The sequence below is a fragment of the Vibrio sp. 10N.222.51.C5 genome (genome assembly GCF_041474575.1).
In the GTDB taxonomy this organism is placed as follows: domain Bacteria; phylum Pseudomonadota; class Gammaproteobacteria; order Enterobacterales; family Vibrionaceae; genus Vibrio; species Vibrio crassostreae_C.
Genome location: NZ_JBFRUJ010000017.1, coordinates 66992 through 85632, shown reverse-complemented (window position 1 = coordinate 85632; position 18641 = coordinate 66992). Strand labels below are relative to the sequence as shown.

The 18641-nt window shown below is 44.2% G+C and carries 16 protein-coding genes; 5 read left to right on the top strand and 11 right to left on the bottom strand.

The genetic code is table 11. The features are described 5' to 3' along the window. The first annotated feature begins 67 nt into the window (after positions 1-67). A complete protein-coding gene (locus tag AB4558_RS06655; protein ID WP_372072584.1) occupies positions 68-583 on the top strand; it encodes a cytochrome b in 516 nt (171 codons plus the stop codon). A gap of 80 nt (positions 584-663) precedes the next feature. Here the strand turns inward: AB4558_RS06655 and AB4558_RS06650 are convergent, their stop codons facing one another. From AB4558_RS06650 to AB4558_RS06630, 5 genes are all read right to left on the bottom strand, one after another. Continuing rightward, positions 664-1098, bottom strand: a complete 435-nt coding sequence (locus AB4558_RS06650) for a hypothetical protein (RefSeq protein ID WP_017064806.1) — start codon at positions 1096-1098, stop codon at positions 664-666. A 116-nt stretch (positions 1099-1214) separates the two neighbouring features. After that, positions 1215-1481, bottom strand: coding sequence for a hypothetical protein (locus AB4558_RS06645; RefSeq protein WP_017067627.1), 267 nt, complete (start codon positions 1479-1481; stop codon positions 1215-1217). A gap of 235 nt (positions 1482-1716) precedes the next feature. Continuing rightward, on the bottom strand, positions 1717-3501 hold the full coding sequence (locus AB4558_RS06640; protein WP_017064807.1) for an ABC transporter ATP-binding protein: 1785 nt from the start codon (positions 3499-3501) through the stop codon (positions 1717-1719). Continuing rightward, positions 3495-5258: an ABC transporter ATP-binding protein gene (locus AB4558_RS06635; protein WP_017070637.1), complete on the bottom strand. Its 1764-nt coding sequence runs from the start codon at positions 5256-5258 to the stop codon at positions 3495-3497. Before AB4558_RS06635 ends, AB4558_RS06640 begins: the two co-directional genes overlap by 7 nt. Before the next feature lie 228 nt (positions 5259-5486). Beyond that, positions 5487-6005: an NUDIX hydrolase gene (locus AB4558_RS06630; protein ID WP_017059522.1), complete on the bottom strand. Its 519-nt coding sequence runs from the start codon at positions 6003-6005 to the stop codon at positions 5487-5489. A gap of 302 nt (positions 6006-6307) precedes the next feature. Between AB4558_RS06630 and AB4558_RS06625 the strand changes: the two genes are divergently transcribed. Beyond that, positions 6308-6568: a DUF333 domain-containing protein gene (locus AB4558_RS06625; protein ID WP_017059521.1), complete on the top strand. Its 261-nt coding sequence runs from the start codon at positions 6308-6310 to the stop codon at positions 6566-6568. A 129-nt stretch (positions 6569-6697) separates the two neighbouring features. Here AB4558_RS06625 and AB4558_RS06620 read toward each other — a convergent pair whose 3' ends face one another. Continuing rightward, on the bottom strand, positions 6698-7576 hold the full coding sequence (locus AB4558_RS06620; protein WP_372072587.1) for a YdcF family protein: 879 nt from the start codon (positions 7574-7576) through the stop codon (positions 6698-6700). Positions 7577-7932: 356 nt separating this feature from the next. Between AB4558_RS06620 and AB4558_RS06615 the strand changes: the two genes are divergently transcribed. The 3 genes from AB4558_RS06615 to AB4558_RS06605 all read left to right on the top strand — a co-directional run bounded on the left by AB4558_RS06615 (position 7933) and on the right by AB4558_RS06605 (position 12179). Further along, positions 7933-9303, top strand: coding sequence for an L-serine ammonia-lyase (locus tag AB4558_RS06615; protein ID WP_017068616.1), 1371 nt, complete (start codon positions 7933-7935; stop codon positions 9301-9303). A gap of 415 nt (positions 9304-9718) precedes the next feature. Then, positions 9719-11197 carry a peptide MFS transporter gene (locus tag AB4558_RS06610; RefSeq protein WP_080582209.1) on the top strand — a complete coding sequence of 493 codons (1479 nt, stop codon included), beginning with the start codon at positions 9719-9721 and terminating at the stop codon, positions 11195-11197. Between the two features lie 199 nt (positions 11198-11396). Next, a complete protein-coding gene (locus AB4558_RS06605) occupies positions 11397-12179 on the top strand; it encodes a siderophore-interacting protein (RefSeq protein WP_102332033.1) in 783 nt (260 codons plus the stop codon). Positions 12180-12313: 134 nt separating this feature from the next. On the opposite strand, the gene AB4558_RS06600 is transcribed toward AB4558_RS06605, so the two are convergent. The 5 genes from AB4558_RS06600 to AB4558_RS06580 all read right to left on the bottom strand — a co-directional run bounded on the left by AB4558_RS06600 (position 12314) and on the right by AB4558_RS06580 (position 18614). After that, the gene (locus AB4558_RS06600; protein WP_102393583.1) at positions 12314-13216 is read right to left on the bottom strand and encodes a multidrug transporter; all 903 of its coding nucleotides are present in this window, start codon (positions 13214-13216) and stop codon (positions 12314-12316) included. A 136-nt stretch (positions 13217-13352) separates the two neighbouring features. Continuing rightward, entirely contained in the window at positions 13353-14057 is a 705-nt protein-coding gene (gene phnR, locus AB4558_RS06595; protein ID WP_029235340.1) for a phosphonate utilization transcriptional regulator PhnR, read from the bottom strand. A gap of 67 nt (positions 14058-14124) precedes the next feature. Further along, entirely contained in the window at positions 14125-15834 is a 1710-nt protein-coding gene (locus AB4558_RS06590) for a putative 2-aminoethylphosphonate ABC transporter permease subunit (protein WP_372126005.1), read from the bottom strand. A 21-nt stretch (positions 15835-15855) separates the two neighbouring features. Further along, positions 15856-16965, bottom strand: a complete 1110-nt coding sequence (locus AB4558_RS06585) for a putative 2-aminoethylphosphonate ABC transporter ATP-binding protein (RefSeq protein WP_017059506.1) — start codon at positions 16963-16965, stop codon at positions 15856-15858. 227 nt (positions 16966-17192) lie between these two features. Continuing rightward, positions 17193-18614: an FAD-dependent oxidoreductase gene (locus AB4558_RS06580; RefSeq protein WP_102393586.1), complete on the bottom strand. Its 1422-nt coding sequence runs from the start codon at positions 18612-18614 to the stop codon at positions 17193-17195. Between the last annotated feature and the right edge of the window lie 27 nt (positions 18615-18641).

The window sequence follows — 18641 nt, the reverse complement described above, 5'->3', positions numbered from 1 at the left end:
TATACCGAAAAATGGTTTATTGCACCGAGATGAATCTTATATTAATAACGATCAGAACGAGGTTAATTTGAATAATCCACGATACGATTTAGTAAGCCGTGTACTGCACTGGGTAATGGCTTCTGTAATCATCTATGCAACAATCGCAGGGTATGTGATGCACTATATCACCAGTCATCCAGAGCTGTTTTCTTTTCTGTCAGTGCTCAACATGTCATTGGCGACCGTTGCGACGCCACTGCTTGTGGTTCGTTATATCTGGAGCCACTTTCGCTCGTCGCCAAGCATGCCAACCTCTGTGCCTGAAGGGCAAAAATGCGTTGCCAAGCTTGCACACTCTTTGATGTATCTTGTGATGTTTATGGTTTTCAGCACCGGCTACTTAATGCTAAAAGAACCGTACTCTTTATTTTGGTTAGTGAGCGTAAATAATCTAATTACCGACTCTGCAATCAACGGCTTCTTTTTCTATTTACATCGTGCCAGTTGTATTGCCCTAGCCTGTTTAATTGTGCTGCATATCAGTGCCGCACTTAAACATCACTTTGTCTCTAGGAACTATGTATTGAAGATGATGCTCTAGATTCAAAGAATTCAAGACAATTTGCACAAACAACAAAAAAGCCATAGCATGTTCGCTATGGCTTTCTTATTTCAATTTGATTACTTGGTTTGAGTATCAATCATCACTTGCCAGTATTCACATTTAGCCAAGAACTCTTTTAAATAAAGCTCTGGGTTAGCAAGTTTCTCACCGCCTTTAACATCAGCACCAGTCACACGCCAAAAGCCACGAGTGACCAAGTTTCGATGATAAATAAAATCGTTGAGTTCATTAGCCTTCAAAGGAAGTTGTTCACCAAACGTATTTTCGTAGCGGCTCAGAGTCGAGGCTTGTTCACTTGGCTTCTCCCTTAAAAAGGTATCCAAATCCAAACCTAATGACTGTTGCTGCTCTTTTGATAGGGCTTTAGCTAATTTAGAGATCACACTGAACAGAGCCAACTCAACTTTTTGAGACGCTAATAACGATGCACCTAAAAGCGCATGTTCGTTGGAAATATGTTGTTCTGTTGATGAAACGGTTGCTGTTGTCACTGTGTTAACCTCAAATAATCATAACGGGTGTTACTGAACTGGATAGAGTCTTTTCACTAAGCTGAATCTTATTCTTGTCATTAAGAAGAATCTTGCAGCTAAGCAGAGCCTTTCAACTAAGCAGAATCTTTTAGCAGAACGCGGTCAGCATCAATAATGGTGAAGCCCGATGCATCTTCATTCTTTTCGACTTGCACTAAACCTTTAAAACCAATCTGCGACAGCTTCTTCGCAAGTTGATCTGGTGCTGTTTCAAAAACAACATTCATAAAAGGTAAAGACTCAGTATCAACAAAACCATGCTCGTTAAACAGTTCCATTGCTTGAGATAAATGGTCTGAGTCGGTTAATTCAATAATTTCTACAACTTCTTCCAACAACATTTTCGATTCCATATTCGCCAGAAAGTGACTGACACAAGCCGGTTCTTTTTGCTTGCATACATCCCGATGCCCTAAGACACCCCTTTAGTAGTAGGGAGATCATAACATATTAATAATCGTAAAATATGTTTTATTTTCCCTAAGCTACTGGGAATACTAGAAAAGAATAGAAATTGGTGAAACATAAGCAACACCAATTCATAGTATCGATAACGGTAAACCTGATTTGAGGTGATCAGGCCACCGTTACTTGAGAATCGCCCGTTTCTACAATCGATTCTTGTAACAAGCCAGCATAAATACCATTGTGTGCCACCAACTGTTGATGATTACCTTGCTCAACAATTTCACCCTTTTCCAACACCAAAATCGTATCTGAGTGACGAACGGTACTCAAACGGTGTGCAATCGCAATCACGGTTTTTTCCTTGAAAAGGCGCTGCATTGCTTTTTGAATCAGGTCTTCAGTGATTGAATCTACCGAACTGGTCGCCTCATCAAGCATCATCAATTGACCACCCTGTGCAACCGCTCTAGCGAACGAGATAAGCTGCGTTTGTCCTACAGACAAGTTGGAGCCGTTCTTTTCCAAGTGGAAGTCATAACCTTGTGGCAATTGTTCAATAAACTTATCGGCATAAACATAGCGCGCCGCCTGTTCAACCTCAGTTCTAGATAGATGCGTTTTGCCCAGCGCGATATTGAATTGAATGGTCTCTTCAAATAAGTGCACGTCTTGCATCATCATTGAGAACAAATGAGCAGAGTCTTCACTTGAGATCTGTGACAGCTCTATTCCATTCAACAAAATGCTGCCTTCATAATCTTGGTAGGTTTTAGAGATCAGACGCAGAATCGTCGACTTGCCCGAACCCGTCGAACCCACAAGGGCGATTTGATGCCCTTTCTCCAATACAAACGAGACATTCTTTAGAACGTAGGGAGAGTCGTCTTTGTAGCGGAAGCTTACGTTCTTAAACTCTAGGCTCACAAACTGTTCAAGCTGTTTCTCAACCTTGTTAGATGGCAGCAGGTTACGCCCTTCCTCTTCAGTCGGCTCAACAAACAGTTCTTCAATATGGTCAAACGCTGCAAATGAACTCTGAATCGAAGCGATCTGCGAAGTAAAGTCTCGGATCGGAACAAACACTTTCTCTAAAGTATTGATGAACGCAATCAGCACACCCAAGGTGAGCGCTCCTTCTATCACTTGCTCAGAGCCATACCAGATCATAATCGCGATAGTGATTGAAGTGATGCCGGAGATAAACGAGAACAAAATCGCATCGTATTTATTGATCTTCTTCTGCGCTCTTAAAAACTCATCGGTATAGCCTTGGTAGCGTTGCTCGACTTGCTCTTCCGCTCGGTACATCTGAACGGTTTTCATGCCAAATAAGACTTCTTGTAAAAAGCCAATACCGCGAGCCAACGAAGAACGAGTCACCTTATAGAGTGCACGAAGTCGGTTTCGTACATAAACCGTCAAATACATCACTGGTGGCATAATGATCAATACAATCATCGTTAACTGCCAATCAATAAAGAACATCATCACTAACAGAGCAATGGTATTGATGCTGTCTTTAACTAGCCCGACAACCGACTGAACAAACGTCTCGCCGATGGTTTCCAAATCACTGGTTAATCGTGAAAGCGTTACGCCAATCGGTGTGTTATCAAAATAGCTGCGTGGCAGTTTGAGCACGCGAGCAAACAACACTGAGCGCATGTCAGTTATCGTGTATTGCCCGGTTTTACGTAGGTTGTACGAATAGGTGGTATCCACCACATAGCTCGCCACCAGCACGGCAACGAGATAGAAGACGTACTCGAGCAGACCATCCATATCCCCGTGACTCAGGTGAACATCGATCACTTGAATGATCAGCCAAGGGAACAACAAGCTCGTGATGACAGAAAGAGGAAGCATAGCGATGCCCAGAATCGCAGAGCCTTTGTATTTCTTAGCAAACTTAAAAAAGTGCTTGAGGTACTTGAGATCAACACGTTTTAACATGCTGCTGCCTCCGTTTCATTCTGCTGTAGTTGCCATGTATCGTAATAGTAATCACAGGTTTTCAATAACGTGGCGTGGTCGCCCTTCGCGATCACTTTACCTTCGTTCAACACGATGACTTCATCCATATATTCAAGGGCATTAACGCGGTGTGAAACCACAAGAACCGATTGATTTTCCAAACGTTTAAACAAACCTTCCAAGATCTTACGTTCTGTTTCATAGTCGACAGCCGATAGAACGTTATCCATGATGATCAGGTCGGTGGGTTGCAATAAAGCACGCGCAATACTTAAGCGCTGCTTCTGACCACCTGACAACATGATCCCTTTCTCACCGACTAAGGTTTGATCGCCGTGTTCAAAACGTGTCACATCACTAGCCAACTGGCTGAGCTCTAGCACTTCATCAACCTGACTCTTTGCCAAATCGGTATCTAGGCTACCAAAGCGGATATTGTCTTCGACGGTTGCTGAAAACAGGTAAGGGTCTTGAGTCACGGTTTTCACGTAACGGCGTAAGTCACTGCGTGAGAAGCTAGTGACATCTCTTTCACCAAGGAAAACAGAACCTTGTGGTACATCCAAGTGGTGGTTTAAGCAGTTCACTAATGTCGTTTTACCCGCTCCGATCCCGCCTAACACACCCACTTTCTTACCTGCTGGAATATCAAAGCTGATGTCATCGAGAATCACGCGTTCTTCACCTGAATAGCTGAAGCTGAGGTTGCGAACAGAAAACGTTTTTCCCTTCAGTGATTCAACATCTAGTTCAGTCAGCTTATCTTCATCAAGCTCCGGGACTTTGGCATTAAGAATGGTTTGTGCACTTTGAATACCTACCATGCCACGCTGATAAATGGTCGCGATTCTGCCAAGTTGCATCAATGGCATAGCGAGCAAAACCGAGTAAGTCAGAAAGGCGGTAATCTCACCAAGTGTGAGTTCCTGTCTCATTAACATGTAGCCACCAAGCCCAAGAATGATGATTTTCATCAGGTCATTGGCGTAGTCGAGTACCGGCATAAAGAAGACTTGAATGCGTGTAATTTTAAGGCGGCATTCAAGCAATAACTGGTTCAGCTTTTCAGTTTCGGCTTTCACCCAAGGTGACATCTGCTGGCTCTTAATCAAGTCAATCCCAGACAGGTAACTCATTAGTTGAGCAGACAGGTTTTGTAGACGCTTCATGTGCTCTAAATGCAGCGTTTTCATACGCTTGAAGCCCACACGGAAAATCACAAAAGCGATTGAGATAGGAATAATCGAATACAGTGTGAGTTCTGGCGATATGCGCCACATGTAAAGAGGCGTCAACGACAACGCAAGCAAGGCATTGAAGAACTGCAAGAAGCCGACACCAAACAGCAGTCGAATGCCACTAAGGTCATTGTTGATAATCGAGATCAGTCGACCCGAAGCAAAGCGTTCGTGAAAGCTGCTCGGTAAGCGATTCAACTTTTGTAGAAGTGTACTTTTAAGTGCGGCCTCTGTAATTCGCCCCGGATTAAGCGCATAGATACGAGACAGAATTCTCACCACCACCATGGCAACCGACATCCCGACCACAATCCAAACATAGGTTTGAAGCTGTTGGTGGCCAGTTGAAGAGGCATCATCAATCAAATCTATCGCCAATTGGATATAACGAGGGATCTCTACTTGTAACCAGTTGACGAGAAAGATGAACACAATCGCCAATAAGTACGAGGTGCGATTCATGCGCAGATAATGGGCAATAAACTGTCTTTTATTCATAGTATTCTTTGTTTAGGGCAGGCTCACAGCGAGATTTAACGATATAACCGGGCAGTTAAGCTAGATAGGTTTATCGCTGAGGTAAAGATACATCAAAAACACTTAGTTGACAATATCAACCATATTCAATAATTAGTTTCCGCTATTAAATTTTAGCATTGCTAGAAACAATTTTGCCGCCAAAAGTGGCGGCAAATAAATAGCTTAGCAGGCTAGTATTGATAACGGCTAAAGCATCTCTTTGGCAATCAAATGCAGCAAAAAGGTTTCACGTTCAATACTCATGCCCTTCTTAGGGCTCTCTGCCATGGTCTTTTCGTTATGAGCGATCGCTTCATGGATATTCATCCACACCGGTTTCATCCCGTTTTTCACTTCATAATCTTCGTAAGCCGTTTCACCAAGCTCACGATCGATCTTGCATGAGTAGCAGTAAGAAATCATGTGCATCATGTCTGCATCGTCTTTGTACCAAGGACGAAACTCTTCAAAAATGCCGAACGGCTTGATGCTATGGATATTCTTCGCGCCAGTCTCTTCTTCGAGTTCACGAACCATACCTGCGATCACATCTTCCCCTTCATCCAAACCACCACCAGGAATGGTGTAGTCGTGATAACGCTCTGTATACAGCATCAGAATGTCTTCACCATCTAACACAATGGCACGGGCAGCGTTGCGCTTATAGACCGTTTTATTGTCTAGATGGTCGATATCAGGATGGATGGTTGTTTTTAGGTGTCTCATGATTCTGACTGCTCTACTGAATTTGGCGGCATCATATCATAATCATCAATAGATTCGAGGTTCACAACCGCTAACCAGAACGGATCGGACGGGGATATTCCTACGGTAACTTGAATCCACTTAGCTTGATCTAACACTCAAAAAGTCGTTAAACATGAAGAAATATCAACCTATTTCAATATCTTGACCAAATTAGGACAACCTTTTCTGAAATCTAAAATATACTAATTTCATAGAGCTTCTCATTTGGTTCTGTAGAACTTAACGCATTCGATTATAGAGTTATCACGTAGGAGATAGACATGAAGAAAATTGGTTTGATGGCTGTATGTGCCGTTGTATTAGGCGGTTGTGCAAACGACTATGCAGAATATAGCGAGGGCCAACGTGTTTCAGTCGCTAACCCAGCAGCGGTTTATTGTGTTCAACAAGACGGTGAATTAGACACGGTTACTGAAAACAATCAGCGTACAACTTACTGTGTATTCGATGACGGCGAGCGCATTGAACAGTGGGAGTACTACCGCAATAACCATGAGCAAGATTCAGAAAACCAAAGTTAATCACTGTAAAAAACACATGAGCCTTCTGGCACAATGTTATGGGCGATGATTACGTTCGAGCGGTTAAAAACATCGCTGAAGAAGGCACTGAACTTCTAGCTTTTGGCATCACGAGAAAGAAATAATCACCTATCGCCACCAGCGATGTGTGTGATCCGATTCCGGATCTAAATAACGATTCAATAAAGTCAGGTTAGTATCTAGTAGAGCTAGGTATTCCCTGACTTTTTTTACATCGGTACCCACTGAAGTCTGCTGGATACAGCGCTCCAATGCTGGGAGTAAACTCTCCACAATGTCAAAGTCAGATGAACGTCCAACGAGCTCTTTGGCAGTGACCAATGCTTCCAAAGACAGTCTTTCTGGCTCTCGTCTAACCAACTCTAAATCTCGCTTAAATGCGCCCGCACAAACACCTTCAAGATAAACTCGGTAGGTCGTCAGTACGTCCATCAACAGAAACAATTGCCCCTGAGCACTTTGATGTGGGTATGGCACCGCAACATGAGCCTCCAACCTGCGATCTATTTGCTGCTCTACCCCAAGTGCGGAACACTTCTCGATGAGAACTTTAAGCAAACCTTGCTCGCCCATGAGCGATTGAATCTCGAATATACGTTGTAAATGGTAGTCATTCGAAACGAATGTCACTTGCACACTTTGCCCGCGAGTAAACAGCCCGCTTGCAATCATCTCTGAGGCCAAGTTCTGTATGTTCTCGACAGTGTTGGTCGAGTGCTGCTCGAGCAAAATCGCCCCTAAAGAAAACGGATGTTCACGCTGCTTTTCAAGCTTTCTAAAGTACTGGTGCATCGCGTCGGCTTCAGACAGTGTTTGCCCTTTTGTTAGCCCACCACAAAATGCTACCGCAGTTTGCTGATTCGACTCTTCTACCAAAGGCTCCGCCAGATACTCAACCAAAGCATCAACTCGACTGATTCCTTCATCAGTCAATTTATTCTCATTAAGTCGCTTACCCAGCACAATAAGGAGGTGATTAATGCTCATTTTATGTTCAAGTCTCGTTTTGGGGATTAGATGGAGTGAATTATGTATACAATACTTGTTAACAAAAGTATTTTGAAATTCTTATATGTTGCTCGCAATAATGCTCACTATTGATAGCGACATCTTAGGTAATACAAGAATAAACGTGTCGCTTTACAGCAAACATAGCACGCTCTTGTATTTCATCGCTCTATGCTTGTTAGCACTAGTCGATAAAAGAGCCCTTTCAATCAATGAATACGCTCTATCGCATAACTGTTTCACCCACAGAACAGGTTCACTCAAAGAAGTGCAACTAACCAAATACAAATTTTACACAGAGTTCGTCCATCGAACCGTCTTCACAGGAAGTTACTATGCTGTCTATTTTTGATATCTACAAAATTGGGGTTGGACCATCCAGCTCCCACACAAATGGACCAATGATCGCTGGGTTTAACTTTACCCAAAAAATTGATGCTCAGCTTAAGCAAGTGAAGCGTATTCAAATCGACTTATACGGCTCGTTATCATTGACGGGTATTGGTCACCACACAGACAGAGCGACCTTGTTAGGTTTGCTAGGTAACCGCCCCGACACCATTAAAATCACCAGTGCTAACCAAGCAATGCGTAAGGCGATTGAAGATAAATCTCTATTGGTTAGCGGTAACCATGAAATTTATTTCGATGTAGAAAGCGATCTGCTCTTCCACAAAACTAACCTTCCGTTGCATGAAAATGGCATGACTATCTCTGCCTTTGACGAAAGCGGCAGCCTTCTGGATATGGAAACCTACTACTCGATTGGTGGTGGCTTTATCGCAACCGCTGATGAGCTACAAAACGGCAAACAGGAAGCAGAAACACAAGTTGAGTTCCCTTTCTCTTCCGCTGATCAGTTACTTGAACTATCCGAACAACAAGGACTGAGCCTTGGTGGCTTAATTCTGCGTAACGAAGTGTCTTTCCAAGGTATGGATGTGATTGACCAGAAAGCCGACCAAATTTGGAAGGTGATGTCTCTGTGTATGCAGCGTGGCTTTGACACGGAAGGCATTCTTGATGGCGGTCTAGAAGTCACTCGTCGAGCACCTGCTCTGCTTAAAAAGCTGGAAGCAAATGCCTCGATTGAAAACGATCCAATGGAGATCATGGATTGGATTAACCTATTTGCCTTTGCTGTAAGTGAAGAAAACGCAGCGGGCGGTCAGGTCGTGACATCACCGACCAACGGTGCGGCTGGGGTTATTCCTGCGGTATTAATGTACTACCATCGCTTCATCAAAGAGCTAGACACTAAGCAGCTTAAAGACTTCTTGGCTGTCTCTGGTGCAATCGGCATCTTATACAAAACCAACGCTTCGATTTCTGGCGCAGAGGTAGGTTGTCAGGGTGAAGTCGGCGTTTCTTCATCAATGGCCGCAGCAGGCCTAACTGCCCTACGTGGTGGTAGCAACGAACAGATTTGTATTGCCGCTGAGATCGCGATGGAACACTCACTGGGCATGACATGCGATCCGATCGGCGGACTTGTTCAGGTGCCATGTATCGAACGTAACGCAATGGGTGCAATGAAAGCCATCAATGCATCGCGCATGGCGTTGAAACGTACCAGCAAGTGTCTTATCTCGTTAGACAAGGTTATCGAGACCATGTACCAAACAGGTAAAGACATGAACAAGAAGTACCGTGAAACTTCTCTAGGCGGCCTAGCCGTGATCCACATGGCACCACCTTGTGAATAAAAGACAGGAACACGAGTGGAGAAAGCCTCTATAGAGACAGCATTCTTGTAAACTTAGTTTTCAATATCTCAACAAAGCCAGCCACCAAGCTGGCTTTTTTATTGGCTAAAGCCCAACAGCTAATTGAAAGTGATACTCACTCAAAATAACTTACAGAATGACTACCTCTAACTTTCCCTTTATTAGTTCATTACTTAGCCACAAATGATGATGGCTAAATTTCATACCGCCATGCATCCACTTGCAAAATCTAACGTTGCAAATCTCATTCATGAGAAATATGAATGCACTCATAAGAAAAGATATATCGAGTATAGTTCTGTTTGGGACAGATGTTTCAGTTTATGTATTACTACTAATGATAGTATAATCGGGTAATTACACTACATATTAATACAAACGTGAGAATAAAATAATGTGGAATAGATTAAACAAATCAATGATGTTCTGCCAAATGATGTTCGGACTTTCGTTCTATGGCGTCATGGTGATCTTGACTCGTTTCTTCCTTGAAGATCTGAACTACAATGAAGCCGACACCATGATGGTTGTTGGTGCTTTCTCTGCAATCGGACCGCTATTTGCTATCGCAGGTGGCTTTATCGCCGACAAGTTTTTAGGCGCTTACCGATCTTTAACCATTGCCTTCCTAGGGTTCGCAAGTGGTTACGTTCTACTGGTACTTGGTGCAGCAGCAACCAATGTTCCGATGGCATTATGTGGTATTGCGTTAGCAAGTTATGCACGTGGTTTGATGTCCCCTTCTTACCCAAGTCTTTACAAACGCACGTTCAAAACTCAAGAAGATTTTGAGAACTGCTACCCAATCAACTACTCAGTAAACAATATTGGTGCTCTGTTAGGCCAATACCTGTTCCCAATGCTAGTACTTGTTGTTGGTTTCCACGGTGGTTTCCTTCTTTCAGCGGTGCTAGCCGGTGCTGCGCTTCTGATGATGATCTTTGTTCGCAAAGGCCTTGTTGAAGCAAGTGCTGAAATCGACCAAAAACCAGTAAGCACTAAAAACTGGGCAGCGTTCCTTGGTCTTTCTGCAGCAATGATCGGCTTGGTATTCTTCATGTTCTCTAACATGGATATTGGCCAAAACATCGTGTACGCAATCGGTGGTGCAGCGATCATCTACTTTGTCTCTTTGATGATGAAATCGAAGAAATCAGACATGCTAAAAATGGGGACTATCTTAATCATCACATTCCTGACGACATGTTTCTTCGTGTACTACGGTCAGATGATGACTTCGATGACAATGGTAGCGATCAACACAATGCGTGGCGATCTATTTGGTTTCATCCCTGTCGCACCTGAAGCTTCAATGGCAATGAACCCACTATGGTGTATGGTTGCTGGCCCTATCATCGCGGGTATCTTCTCTAACCTAGAAAAGAAAAACATTAACTTCTCAACTGCAACCAAAGTCGGTTTCTCTTTCATCCTCACGGCTATCGCTTTCGGTATCCTTACGATGGCAGTAACGACAGTTGGTGACGATATTCTGATCCGCCCAGAAGTCTTCCTAGCGATTCACTTCTTCCTAGCATTCGGTGAAGTGATTGTAGGTTCAATGGTTGTAGCCTTCATCCTGTCTGTTGCACCTAAGCACATTGAAAACTTCTCAGTAAGCTTGTTCTCTGTTGCTATCGCACTATCAGGCATTGTTGGCGCGGTATTCTCAACGTCTATTGCACTAGAGAAAGGTCAAGAGATCACACAAGAGATCGTGCAAACGGTTTACGGTGATTACTTCCAAATGCTGACTGTTCTTGCCGTCGTGATGGTAGGTATCGCAATGGCAGCATCGTTCATTATTCGTAAGATGCTAGAAGCTGCGAAAGCCGCTGAAGAAACGATTGAACTAGAGCAAGCAAACAGCTAATTCTGTTCGCTGAGTCAAACCAATCCTAAGAGCCCTTTAGTTTTCTAAAGGGCTCTTTTTGTAGGATCCGTTTCTCAATAGGATCTGTCGTATAAGTTAGGTAGTACATGTGTAAATAAAAGTAAATGATAACTATTAGTATTGAGTGTTTTTTAGTTCAGGATTATGATGTGGAAATCCAAATCTAAGAGAGCCTTATATGAGCAAGCCTAGCCCTATCACATTAACCGTTACTCAAACCTCAACAATTACTCCAAACATGCAGCGCATAACGCTTAGCGGTGAGGGATTAAGTAAATACCCAACAGAATGTGCCGGCGGCTACATCAAGCTTTTATTCTCGCCACTTGGCACGACTGATTTAAGCCAGCTAAACGAAGGTGAGCGCCCAACCATGCGTACCTACACCATTCGTCAGTACAATCCTGTAGAGCAGTGGATTGAAGTTGATTTTGTTCGTCACATCACTAAAGATTTGCAGTGTGGCTTTGCTGCAAGGTGGGCAATGAACGCGAAAGTGGGTGACACTATTTCAGTGGCTGGTCCTGGTTTAATTCAGGGGCTTAACCTAGAGTCAGACTGGTTCTTCTTAGTTGCAGACATGACGTCCCTACCTGCGCTTTCTGCAAAAGTAAAAACGCTCCCAGAAACAGCAACTGGTCACGCTATCATTCAGATCAACTCAGCAGCAGATAAGCAGGTACTTGAGACTCCTCAAGGTATCAAAGTAACCTGGTTGATTGAAGATGAAACCTCAGAGTCACTTTCACAAACCGTGCGCAACACAGAATGGTTAGAAGGTCAGGTTTCAATATGGACAGCGTGTGAATTTGAAAGCATGCGTGAGCTAAGACAATACTTCCGCAACGAAAAAGAAGTCGCGAAAGAGAACATCTACATCAGCAGCTACTGGAAACGTGGTGTCACTGAAGATGGCCACAAAGTGTTGAAACAGCAAGATGCTCAAGATTTAGCGGGGTAAGTCTTTTACTACCTACAGCTTCTTACTAGATAAAGAGAAAACGCCCTTAACGAAGTTTGTTTCGCTAAGGGCGTTTTTTCATTTAACTTAATAGAGATACCTATTCACAAATCCCCAATCACTCAGGCGATCTTTTAAGTCAATGAGATAACTAAGCCAGCAATAATTAGAGATACGCCTACACCGCGAGTCGCGTGCCACTTTTCCTTTAAAAAGTAGATCCCCATCACTACGCCGAAAATGATACTCACTTGCCTAAGAGCAACAACCAAGCTGACATTTTCAGTCATGGTCATCGCAAACAGCACTAAGCCATAGGTCGAAGCCATCATAATGCCTGCAAGCGTGGCTTTCTTTCGCAGTATCCAAGCATTAGTAAACTCGATTCTTTGGTTGGTTACGAATAACCAAACACTCAACGGAATCACAATTGCCCAAAACTGAATGCCTAGGTAGAAAATCGCGGTGTGCTTGTTAGTTATAACTGGTGTGCTCAAAGGATCGAGTAACAGAAGCGCTTCTTTATCAATGATGGAATAGCCCGTGGTACCAATGGCCGCGATTAACGCCCACAGTACGCCAAGGTTGAGATACGCTTTTAACCTAAGATCTGAAAACTTCTTAAGTGGTACAAACAAACAACCCAAGGTAATCAAGGTGAAGCCAAACCATTGATTAGGTGACAGCTCATAGCCTATCAACACCGTGCCTAAACCCACCATCAACACGGGCAGTGCCCGTGCCATTGGGTAAATCACACCGATATCAGCTTGTTTATAGGCCGCGCCTAACCCAATCAAATAGATGATTTGACAGATCCCACTCAAGAAAACCAGTTGCCAAAATGGAAGTAAGATATTTGACAGTCCAACGCTGTGAACATACCAGATCAAGTAAGGCGTCAATATCGCAGCAGCGGCAAAGCCAGAGGCTAAGAAGAAAGACGAGCCCGATCCTTGATTCGATTTACCTAGAACGTTCCAACCCGCGTGAAGCAAAGCCGAAATAGTCACGATGACGATGGCAGAGAATTCCATTTCATTCCTAAATTATAGATGAATTAGCACAACGGCTGACAACAGGTGATAAAAAGGCCTCCGAATAAGAGACCTTTGAACTTTTCAATTGGGCAATCCTGCATAATTGCAGATATGCTAACGTTCTAACGTATGACTAGCGCTCTAGCTGCGCGATTGACTCAATACTGATCGCGTCATGACGCCAATACTCAATATCACAGTCAATCAGATCGCCGTTTTGATTGTAGTTAACACGCTCAACAACCATTGCAGGTGAGCCAGAAGTCGCACGCAGGGCTTGCGCTGTCTCGCCAAGTAAAGACGTTGTGCTCACTCGGTAACGGATCTTCTGATACACCACACCAAAGTGTTCGCGGTAGATGTCCGTCAACGATTTAGACAAGTCATAATCAAGCAAGTTAGGGAACAACTCTGGTCGAATGTAGTTGGTCACATACACAACCGGCCTATCTTCAAGATAACGAACTCTGTCTACTCGATAAACGTCCGAGAAAGGTTGTAACTCAAGAAGCCGAGTCGCCTCCTTGGTTGCTAACATTCCTTTCGCCGCCACCAACTCAGTTTTCGGCTGTCGATTCTGCGATAGAGCCATATTGGTGAAGTTCAGCGTTTGTGTTGGATCGTAACGAAGCGGCTCGGGAGAGATAAACCAACCACGTCGGTCTTCTCGATAAATGCGCCCTTCCGCTTCAAGTGAAGACAAGGCTTCGCGTAAGGTAACTCGAGTCGTATCAAACGATTCAGCCAGCTTACGTTCCGCAGGCAGCTTCTGTCGTGGTGTTAACATCCCCGACTCTATCTGCTCTACGATGACATCTTTGATTTTTACGTACTGCACTTCATTTCCTTTCATTCTTGTTCTTGTCGTCAGCCACTCCTTGGCCAACTGCAATATAAGTGGTTCGCTAGCGTTTACGCCAAGCTTGGGTGCGCTTATCGAATAACTTGTTGATTAGCATATGAATCAACTTCGCACTCGCTGCAGATATCATGATCATCACCGCCATCGCTGCTGCTGCACCGGTTTGACCTGCATCGTCCATATTCAGTACTGATACTGACGCTGGAATCGTATTGGTAGAATACAAGAATACTACCGCAGATGTCGTGGTAAGTGCATTAATAAACAGGTATGTCGCAATATCTAAAATCGCCGGCAGACAAACAGGTAACGTCACCTTAAAGAACAGCTTGTATTGCGGTAAGTTTACCGAAGCCGCTGTTGCTTCAATTTCGGAAGGCAGTTGTTTCAATGCCGTTAACGCCGTCATGTGCCCTACCGTGTAGTAGTGAACCACGGTATTAATCACCAAGAACGCCATCGTGCCATACAAGAAGTTAAGTGGGTTACTCAAATCATTGAAGTAGAAGATATAACCCAAACCCAGCACCATACCCGGAACGGCCATCGGAACAACGCTGAGCATTTGCATCGCTTGACGAACAGGACCGAAGGCGCGACCTTTCTCAATGCAGTATGCACCTAAGAAAATCAGAACAGTACCAATAACCGCAGTCCAAGCACCAAGCGTTAAGGAGTTGAAGAATGGCGCCCAACCATAAGTACTCATTTCTGCGAAGTTGTAGTTGTTTAGCGTCAGCGCTTTGTTCCAAGGCCAGAAGGTGACCATCGAACCGTATATCGCCATGCCCAACACAATAACCACAGCAGCAGAGATGATGGTGCAATAAAGGAAACATAAGCCATCACGTAGTGAACTAGGTTCAGGTTGGTACGCGACAGAACGAGTATCAAACAAGCTCTTTTGTTTCTTTTGAACCCAGCGGTCAACGGTAAACGCAAGCAACGCAGGTAATAGCAGCAAGATACTGGTTACTGCACCCATAGAGAAGTTCTGTTGACCAACCACCTGCTTAAAGATGTCAGTCGATAACACGTTGTAGCTACCACCTATCACCTTTGGCACACCAAAGTCACAAGCCACCAGCGTAAACACAACGATCAGGGTACTGATCAAGCCGTATTTTGCCGCAGGTAACGTCACCATAAAGAAAGTTTTTAACGATGAAGTATTGAGTGCACGTGCTGCCTCATAAAGGCGAGCGTCAGAGGTTCTTAATGAGGTGGTCAGAATCATCAAGGCGTGTGGAAACGTCCAAAATATCAAGCCCAGTGAGATACCAATCAAACCATAAACCGAGTTGCCCCCCAAGACTTCTTTAGCGATACCTTGGTTACCAAATAAGAAGATCAAACTGATTGCAGGAAGCAGTGACGGAGCAAGAATAGGCGCAGAACCCAGTACTTGAAAAAGCCCCTTAAAAGGCATGCATGAACGAGTTAGCGCATAGGCATAACCAAACGCCAAGACACCCACGACTACGGTCACTAGCAATCCAAGCGTGAAGGTATTGCCTACCGACTGCCACAGGCTTTGAGACGCAAAATACGTAGCGAAATTCTGTAAACCTACAAATTCACCGTCTGCGTTCTGAACACTCTTTTTCAACATTGCCCACAGTGGCATCAGGATAAACAACGTCATGACCACAGACAAAAAGGCCAACAGCCCAAATAGAATTACGTTGTCTTTGCTTAACCGAGCCAGAAAAGGTTGTACTCGTCGTTGAATTAGCAGCTTAGATTGCATCATTTGAGTCGATTCCATGATTGATTACGCCGCCTCGTCTTTCATCACTTGCAGGCTTTTCGATGAGTAAGCTCTAAGGCCTTCTTGATCAAACGCCACGTAACGAATATCACTGCGACGCAGCTTCAATCGGTTGAACTCTTTGACGGGTACATCAACGATGATCTCTTTCGCCGTTGAGTCATGTTGCAATTGACACTCAACACGATAAAACGCCCCTAAGAATTCGCTTGATACGATTCTCACTGGCAAGGATTCACTAAAACGATCAACAAACTGGATTTGCTCTGGACGAACGGCAATATCAAAAACATCACCCAGATTTGGCGTGAGATTATCTAAGCCAGGTAACGGCAGCATTGACTCAGCAATACGCATCTTGCCTTGAGCCGCAACAGAAGCTTGAATGAAGTTCATGCTACCAACAAACTCAGCCACAAAACGACTGACAGGTTTTTGGTAGATCTCTTGAGGAGCACCGACCTGCTCGATAACACCATGATTCATCACCACAATTCGGTCTGCCATCGTTAAGGCTTCATCTTGGTCGTGCGTCACCATGATAGTGGTGATACCCAACTTGCGTTGCAGTTGGCAGATCTCGTCACGCAGATGTGTTCTTACCTTCGCATCCAACGCAGACAGCGGTTCATCGAGTAACAACAAGCCTGGAGACAAGGCTAATGCGCGAGCCAGAGCAACACGCTGCTGTTGTCCACCAGATAGCTGATTTGGGTATTTCTGACCAGACGTTGGTAAGCCGATGGTCTCTAACCAAGACTCAACCGTCTCAAGGGCTTCTTTGGTCGACATGCCTTGGTTTTTCAGACCAATCGCAATGTTTTCTTCTACAGTGAGATTTGGAAACAAAGCGTAAGATTGGAACACGATGCCAAAGTCGCGCTTTTCTGGTGGCAAGAAGGTCGTATCATTACCGTTCTGCTCAATGGAACCTGACGTTGGTAAGTCTAGGCCTGCAATCGCACGTAATAAGGTGGTTTTTCCACAGCCAGATGGGCCAAGGAAGCAGACGAACTCGCCTTTATCTATCGATAGGGAGATGTCTTTTAACGCTGTAAATTGGCCAAATTGCTTTACAACGTTTTCAATATTCAAATAAGTTTGGTTGCTCATACTACAGCACTCTCTATATGGTATATACCAAATTTAAACTGAGAATATTGCAGTTGAGTGACAAATTTATAGTAGCTAAATGACAGTTATATTGCAGATATAATAAGCATTAAGGATTGCTATTTGTTCAGCATTAACAGTTCGTTCAACGTTGAAAGCCCTCAGTGACTTGCCCATAAATCACTGAGAGCCTTAATGTAAACTTCTAATTTAAACGCAAGATTAATCTATGATTCAACCTTGTCGGCTTTGCCCGCCGCACCTGCGAGTTTGGATAACTGTTTATCTAGCCACAATGGCGTGTTACCCGAATCTTCCGCGTTCTCTTTTCTTCGTACCGCATCACGCACCATCATCGCACCTACCCAACGAAATGGCTCTGGCGGGAAGTGTCCTAACGGGCCTTTAGTTAAACCGCTTCGTGTCCAAGCATTGTCGATATCGAGCACCATTGCTGACAAAATCTTCCCGCCCATACGGGCTTGAGCAACGCCATTGCCTGAATAACCAAGCCCATAATAGATGTTGCTTTGGCCTTTTAGGTTACCGAAAAATGGCAATCCGGTAACCGAACGATCTGAGCCGCCAGACCAGTTGTAATCGAATTCACTTTGTTCCAATTTAGGGAACAGTTTTTGGAACGATTGATTGAGAATCGGCAGGTAGTTAGTCGTTTGGTTAAACATGCTTTCAACTTGATTGGCAAACGAGAATTTATTGCCGCCTTTGCCCAACATGAGTCGTCCGTCCTGGGTATCTCGGTAGTAGTGGACAAAGATACGCGAATCCACCACCGCCGCCCCTTTCTCTGGGCCAAACTTCTTGAGCTTTTCAGGAATGGGCTTGGTCACCACCATATCTGAAGAGACAACCACAATGCTGCGTTTGAACTCTTTGAAGTGATCGAGCATCCACGCATTGAGTGCCAAAATCACTTTATCCGCAAATACTGACCCGCCTTTGGTTTGAATTCGAGCGGGAGAGCCATAGTCGAGTGATGTCATCTCTGTGTTTTCGTGAATTTCGACACCCAGTTCAAGCGCGACTCGGCGCAAACCTCTAGCCAATAACGCTGGCTGCACACTACCCGCAGCTTCTGAGTAGTAACCCTCAATATGGTGTTCAGATCCCGCTTTATCAGCCAAAGAATTGTCGCACTTCTTCCAGCTATTGATACCCTGCTTAACCAGCTCATTAACAACAGGCTCCATTCCACCCTTTTGAGCTTCATTGGTCGCCGTGTAGTAAGTTCCGCTGCGATATAGATGCGCGTCAATCTTGTGTTCGTTACAGAAGGATTCGATCTCGTATATAACCTTTTCCGATTCCTTAACCAACCATTTCGCTTGTTCTTTTCCATAGAGCTTTTTCAGCGTCGGATACTTGGTTGACCACGTCAGCATGCAACCGCCGTTCGCACCAGAAGCACCGCTACCACATAGGCCTTTTTCAATCACGACAACATGCTTTTCGGGTTGCTGTTGTTTGATTAAAATCGCCGTCCATAAACCCGTATAGCCACCGCCAACAATGGCGATATCACAGTTGACATCTTTTTGGAGCGGCTTAGCCGAATCTAGCCCCGCATTGATGTTGCCGAACTCTTGTTCCAACGCTTGCTTGAACCAATATGAGTAGTGCTTTGTCATTTGTTGTACCTTACTTAAAACCTGAAG

Coding starts and splice junctions, on each gene's coding strand:
- AB4558_RS06620 (WP_372072587.1), bottom strand. CDS start 7,576: ATGAGCATTAATCACCTCCTTATTGTGCTGGGTAAGCGACTTAATGAG.
- AB4558_RS06630 (WP_017059522.1), bottom strand. CDS start 6,005: ATGAGACACCTAAAAACAACCATCCATCCTGATATCGACCATCTAGAC.
- AB4558_RS06640 (WP_017064807.1), bottom strand. CDS start 3,501: ATGTTAAAACGTGTTGATCTCAAGTACCTCAAGCACTTTTTTAAGTTT.
- AB4558_RS06645 (WP_017067627.1), bottom strand. CDS start 1,481: ATGTTGTTGGAAGAAGTTGTAGAAATTATTGAATTAACCGACTCAGAC.
- AB4558_RS06610 (WP_080582209.1), top strand. CDS start 9,719: ATGTGGAATAGATTAAACAAATCAATGATGTTCTGCCAAATGATGTTC.
- AB4558_RS06600 (WP_102393583.1), bottom strand. CDS start 13,216: ATGGAATTCTCTGCCATCGTCATCGTGACTATTTCGGCTTTGCTTCAC.
- AB4558_RS06625 (WP_017059521.1), top strand. CDS start 6,308: ATGAAGAAAATTGGTTTGATGGCTGTATGTGCCGTTGTATTAGGCGGT.
- AB4558_RS06635 (WP_017070637.1), bottom strand. CDS start 5,258: ATGAATAAAAGACAGTTTATTGCCCATTATCTGCGCATGAATCGCACC.
- AB4558_RS06585 (WP_017059506.1), bottom strand. CDS start 16,965: ATGAGCAACCAAACTTATTTGAATATTGAAAACGTTGTAAAGCAATTT.
- AB4558_RS06590 (WP_372126005.1), bottom strand. CDS start 15,834: ATGATGCAATCTAAGCTGCTAATTCAACGACGAGTACAACCTTTTCTG.
- AB4558_RS06605 (WP_102332033.1), top strand. CDS start 11,397: ATGAGCAAGCCTAGCCCTATCACATTAACCGTTACTCAAACCTCAACA.
- AB4558_RS06615 (WP_017068616.1), top strand. CDS start 7,933: ATGCTGTCTATTTTTGATATCTACAAAATTGGGGTTGGACCATCCAGC.
- AB4558_RS06580 (WP_102393586.1), bottom strand. CDS start 18,614: ATGACAAAGCACTACTCATATTGGTTCAAGCAAGCGTTGGAACAAGAG.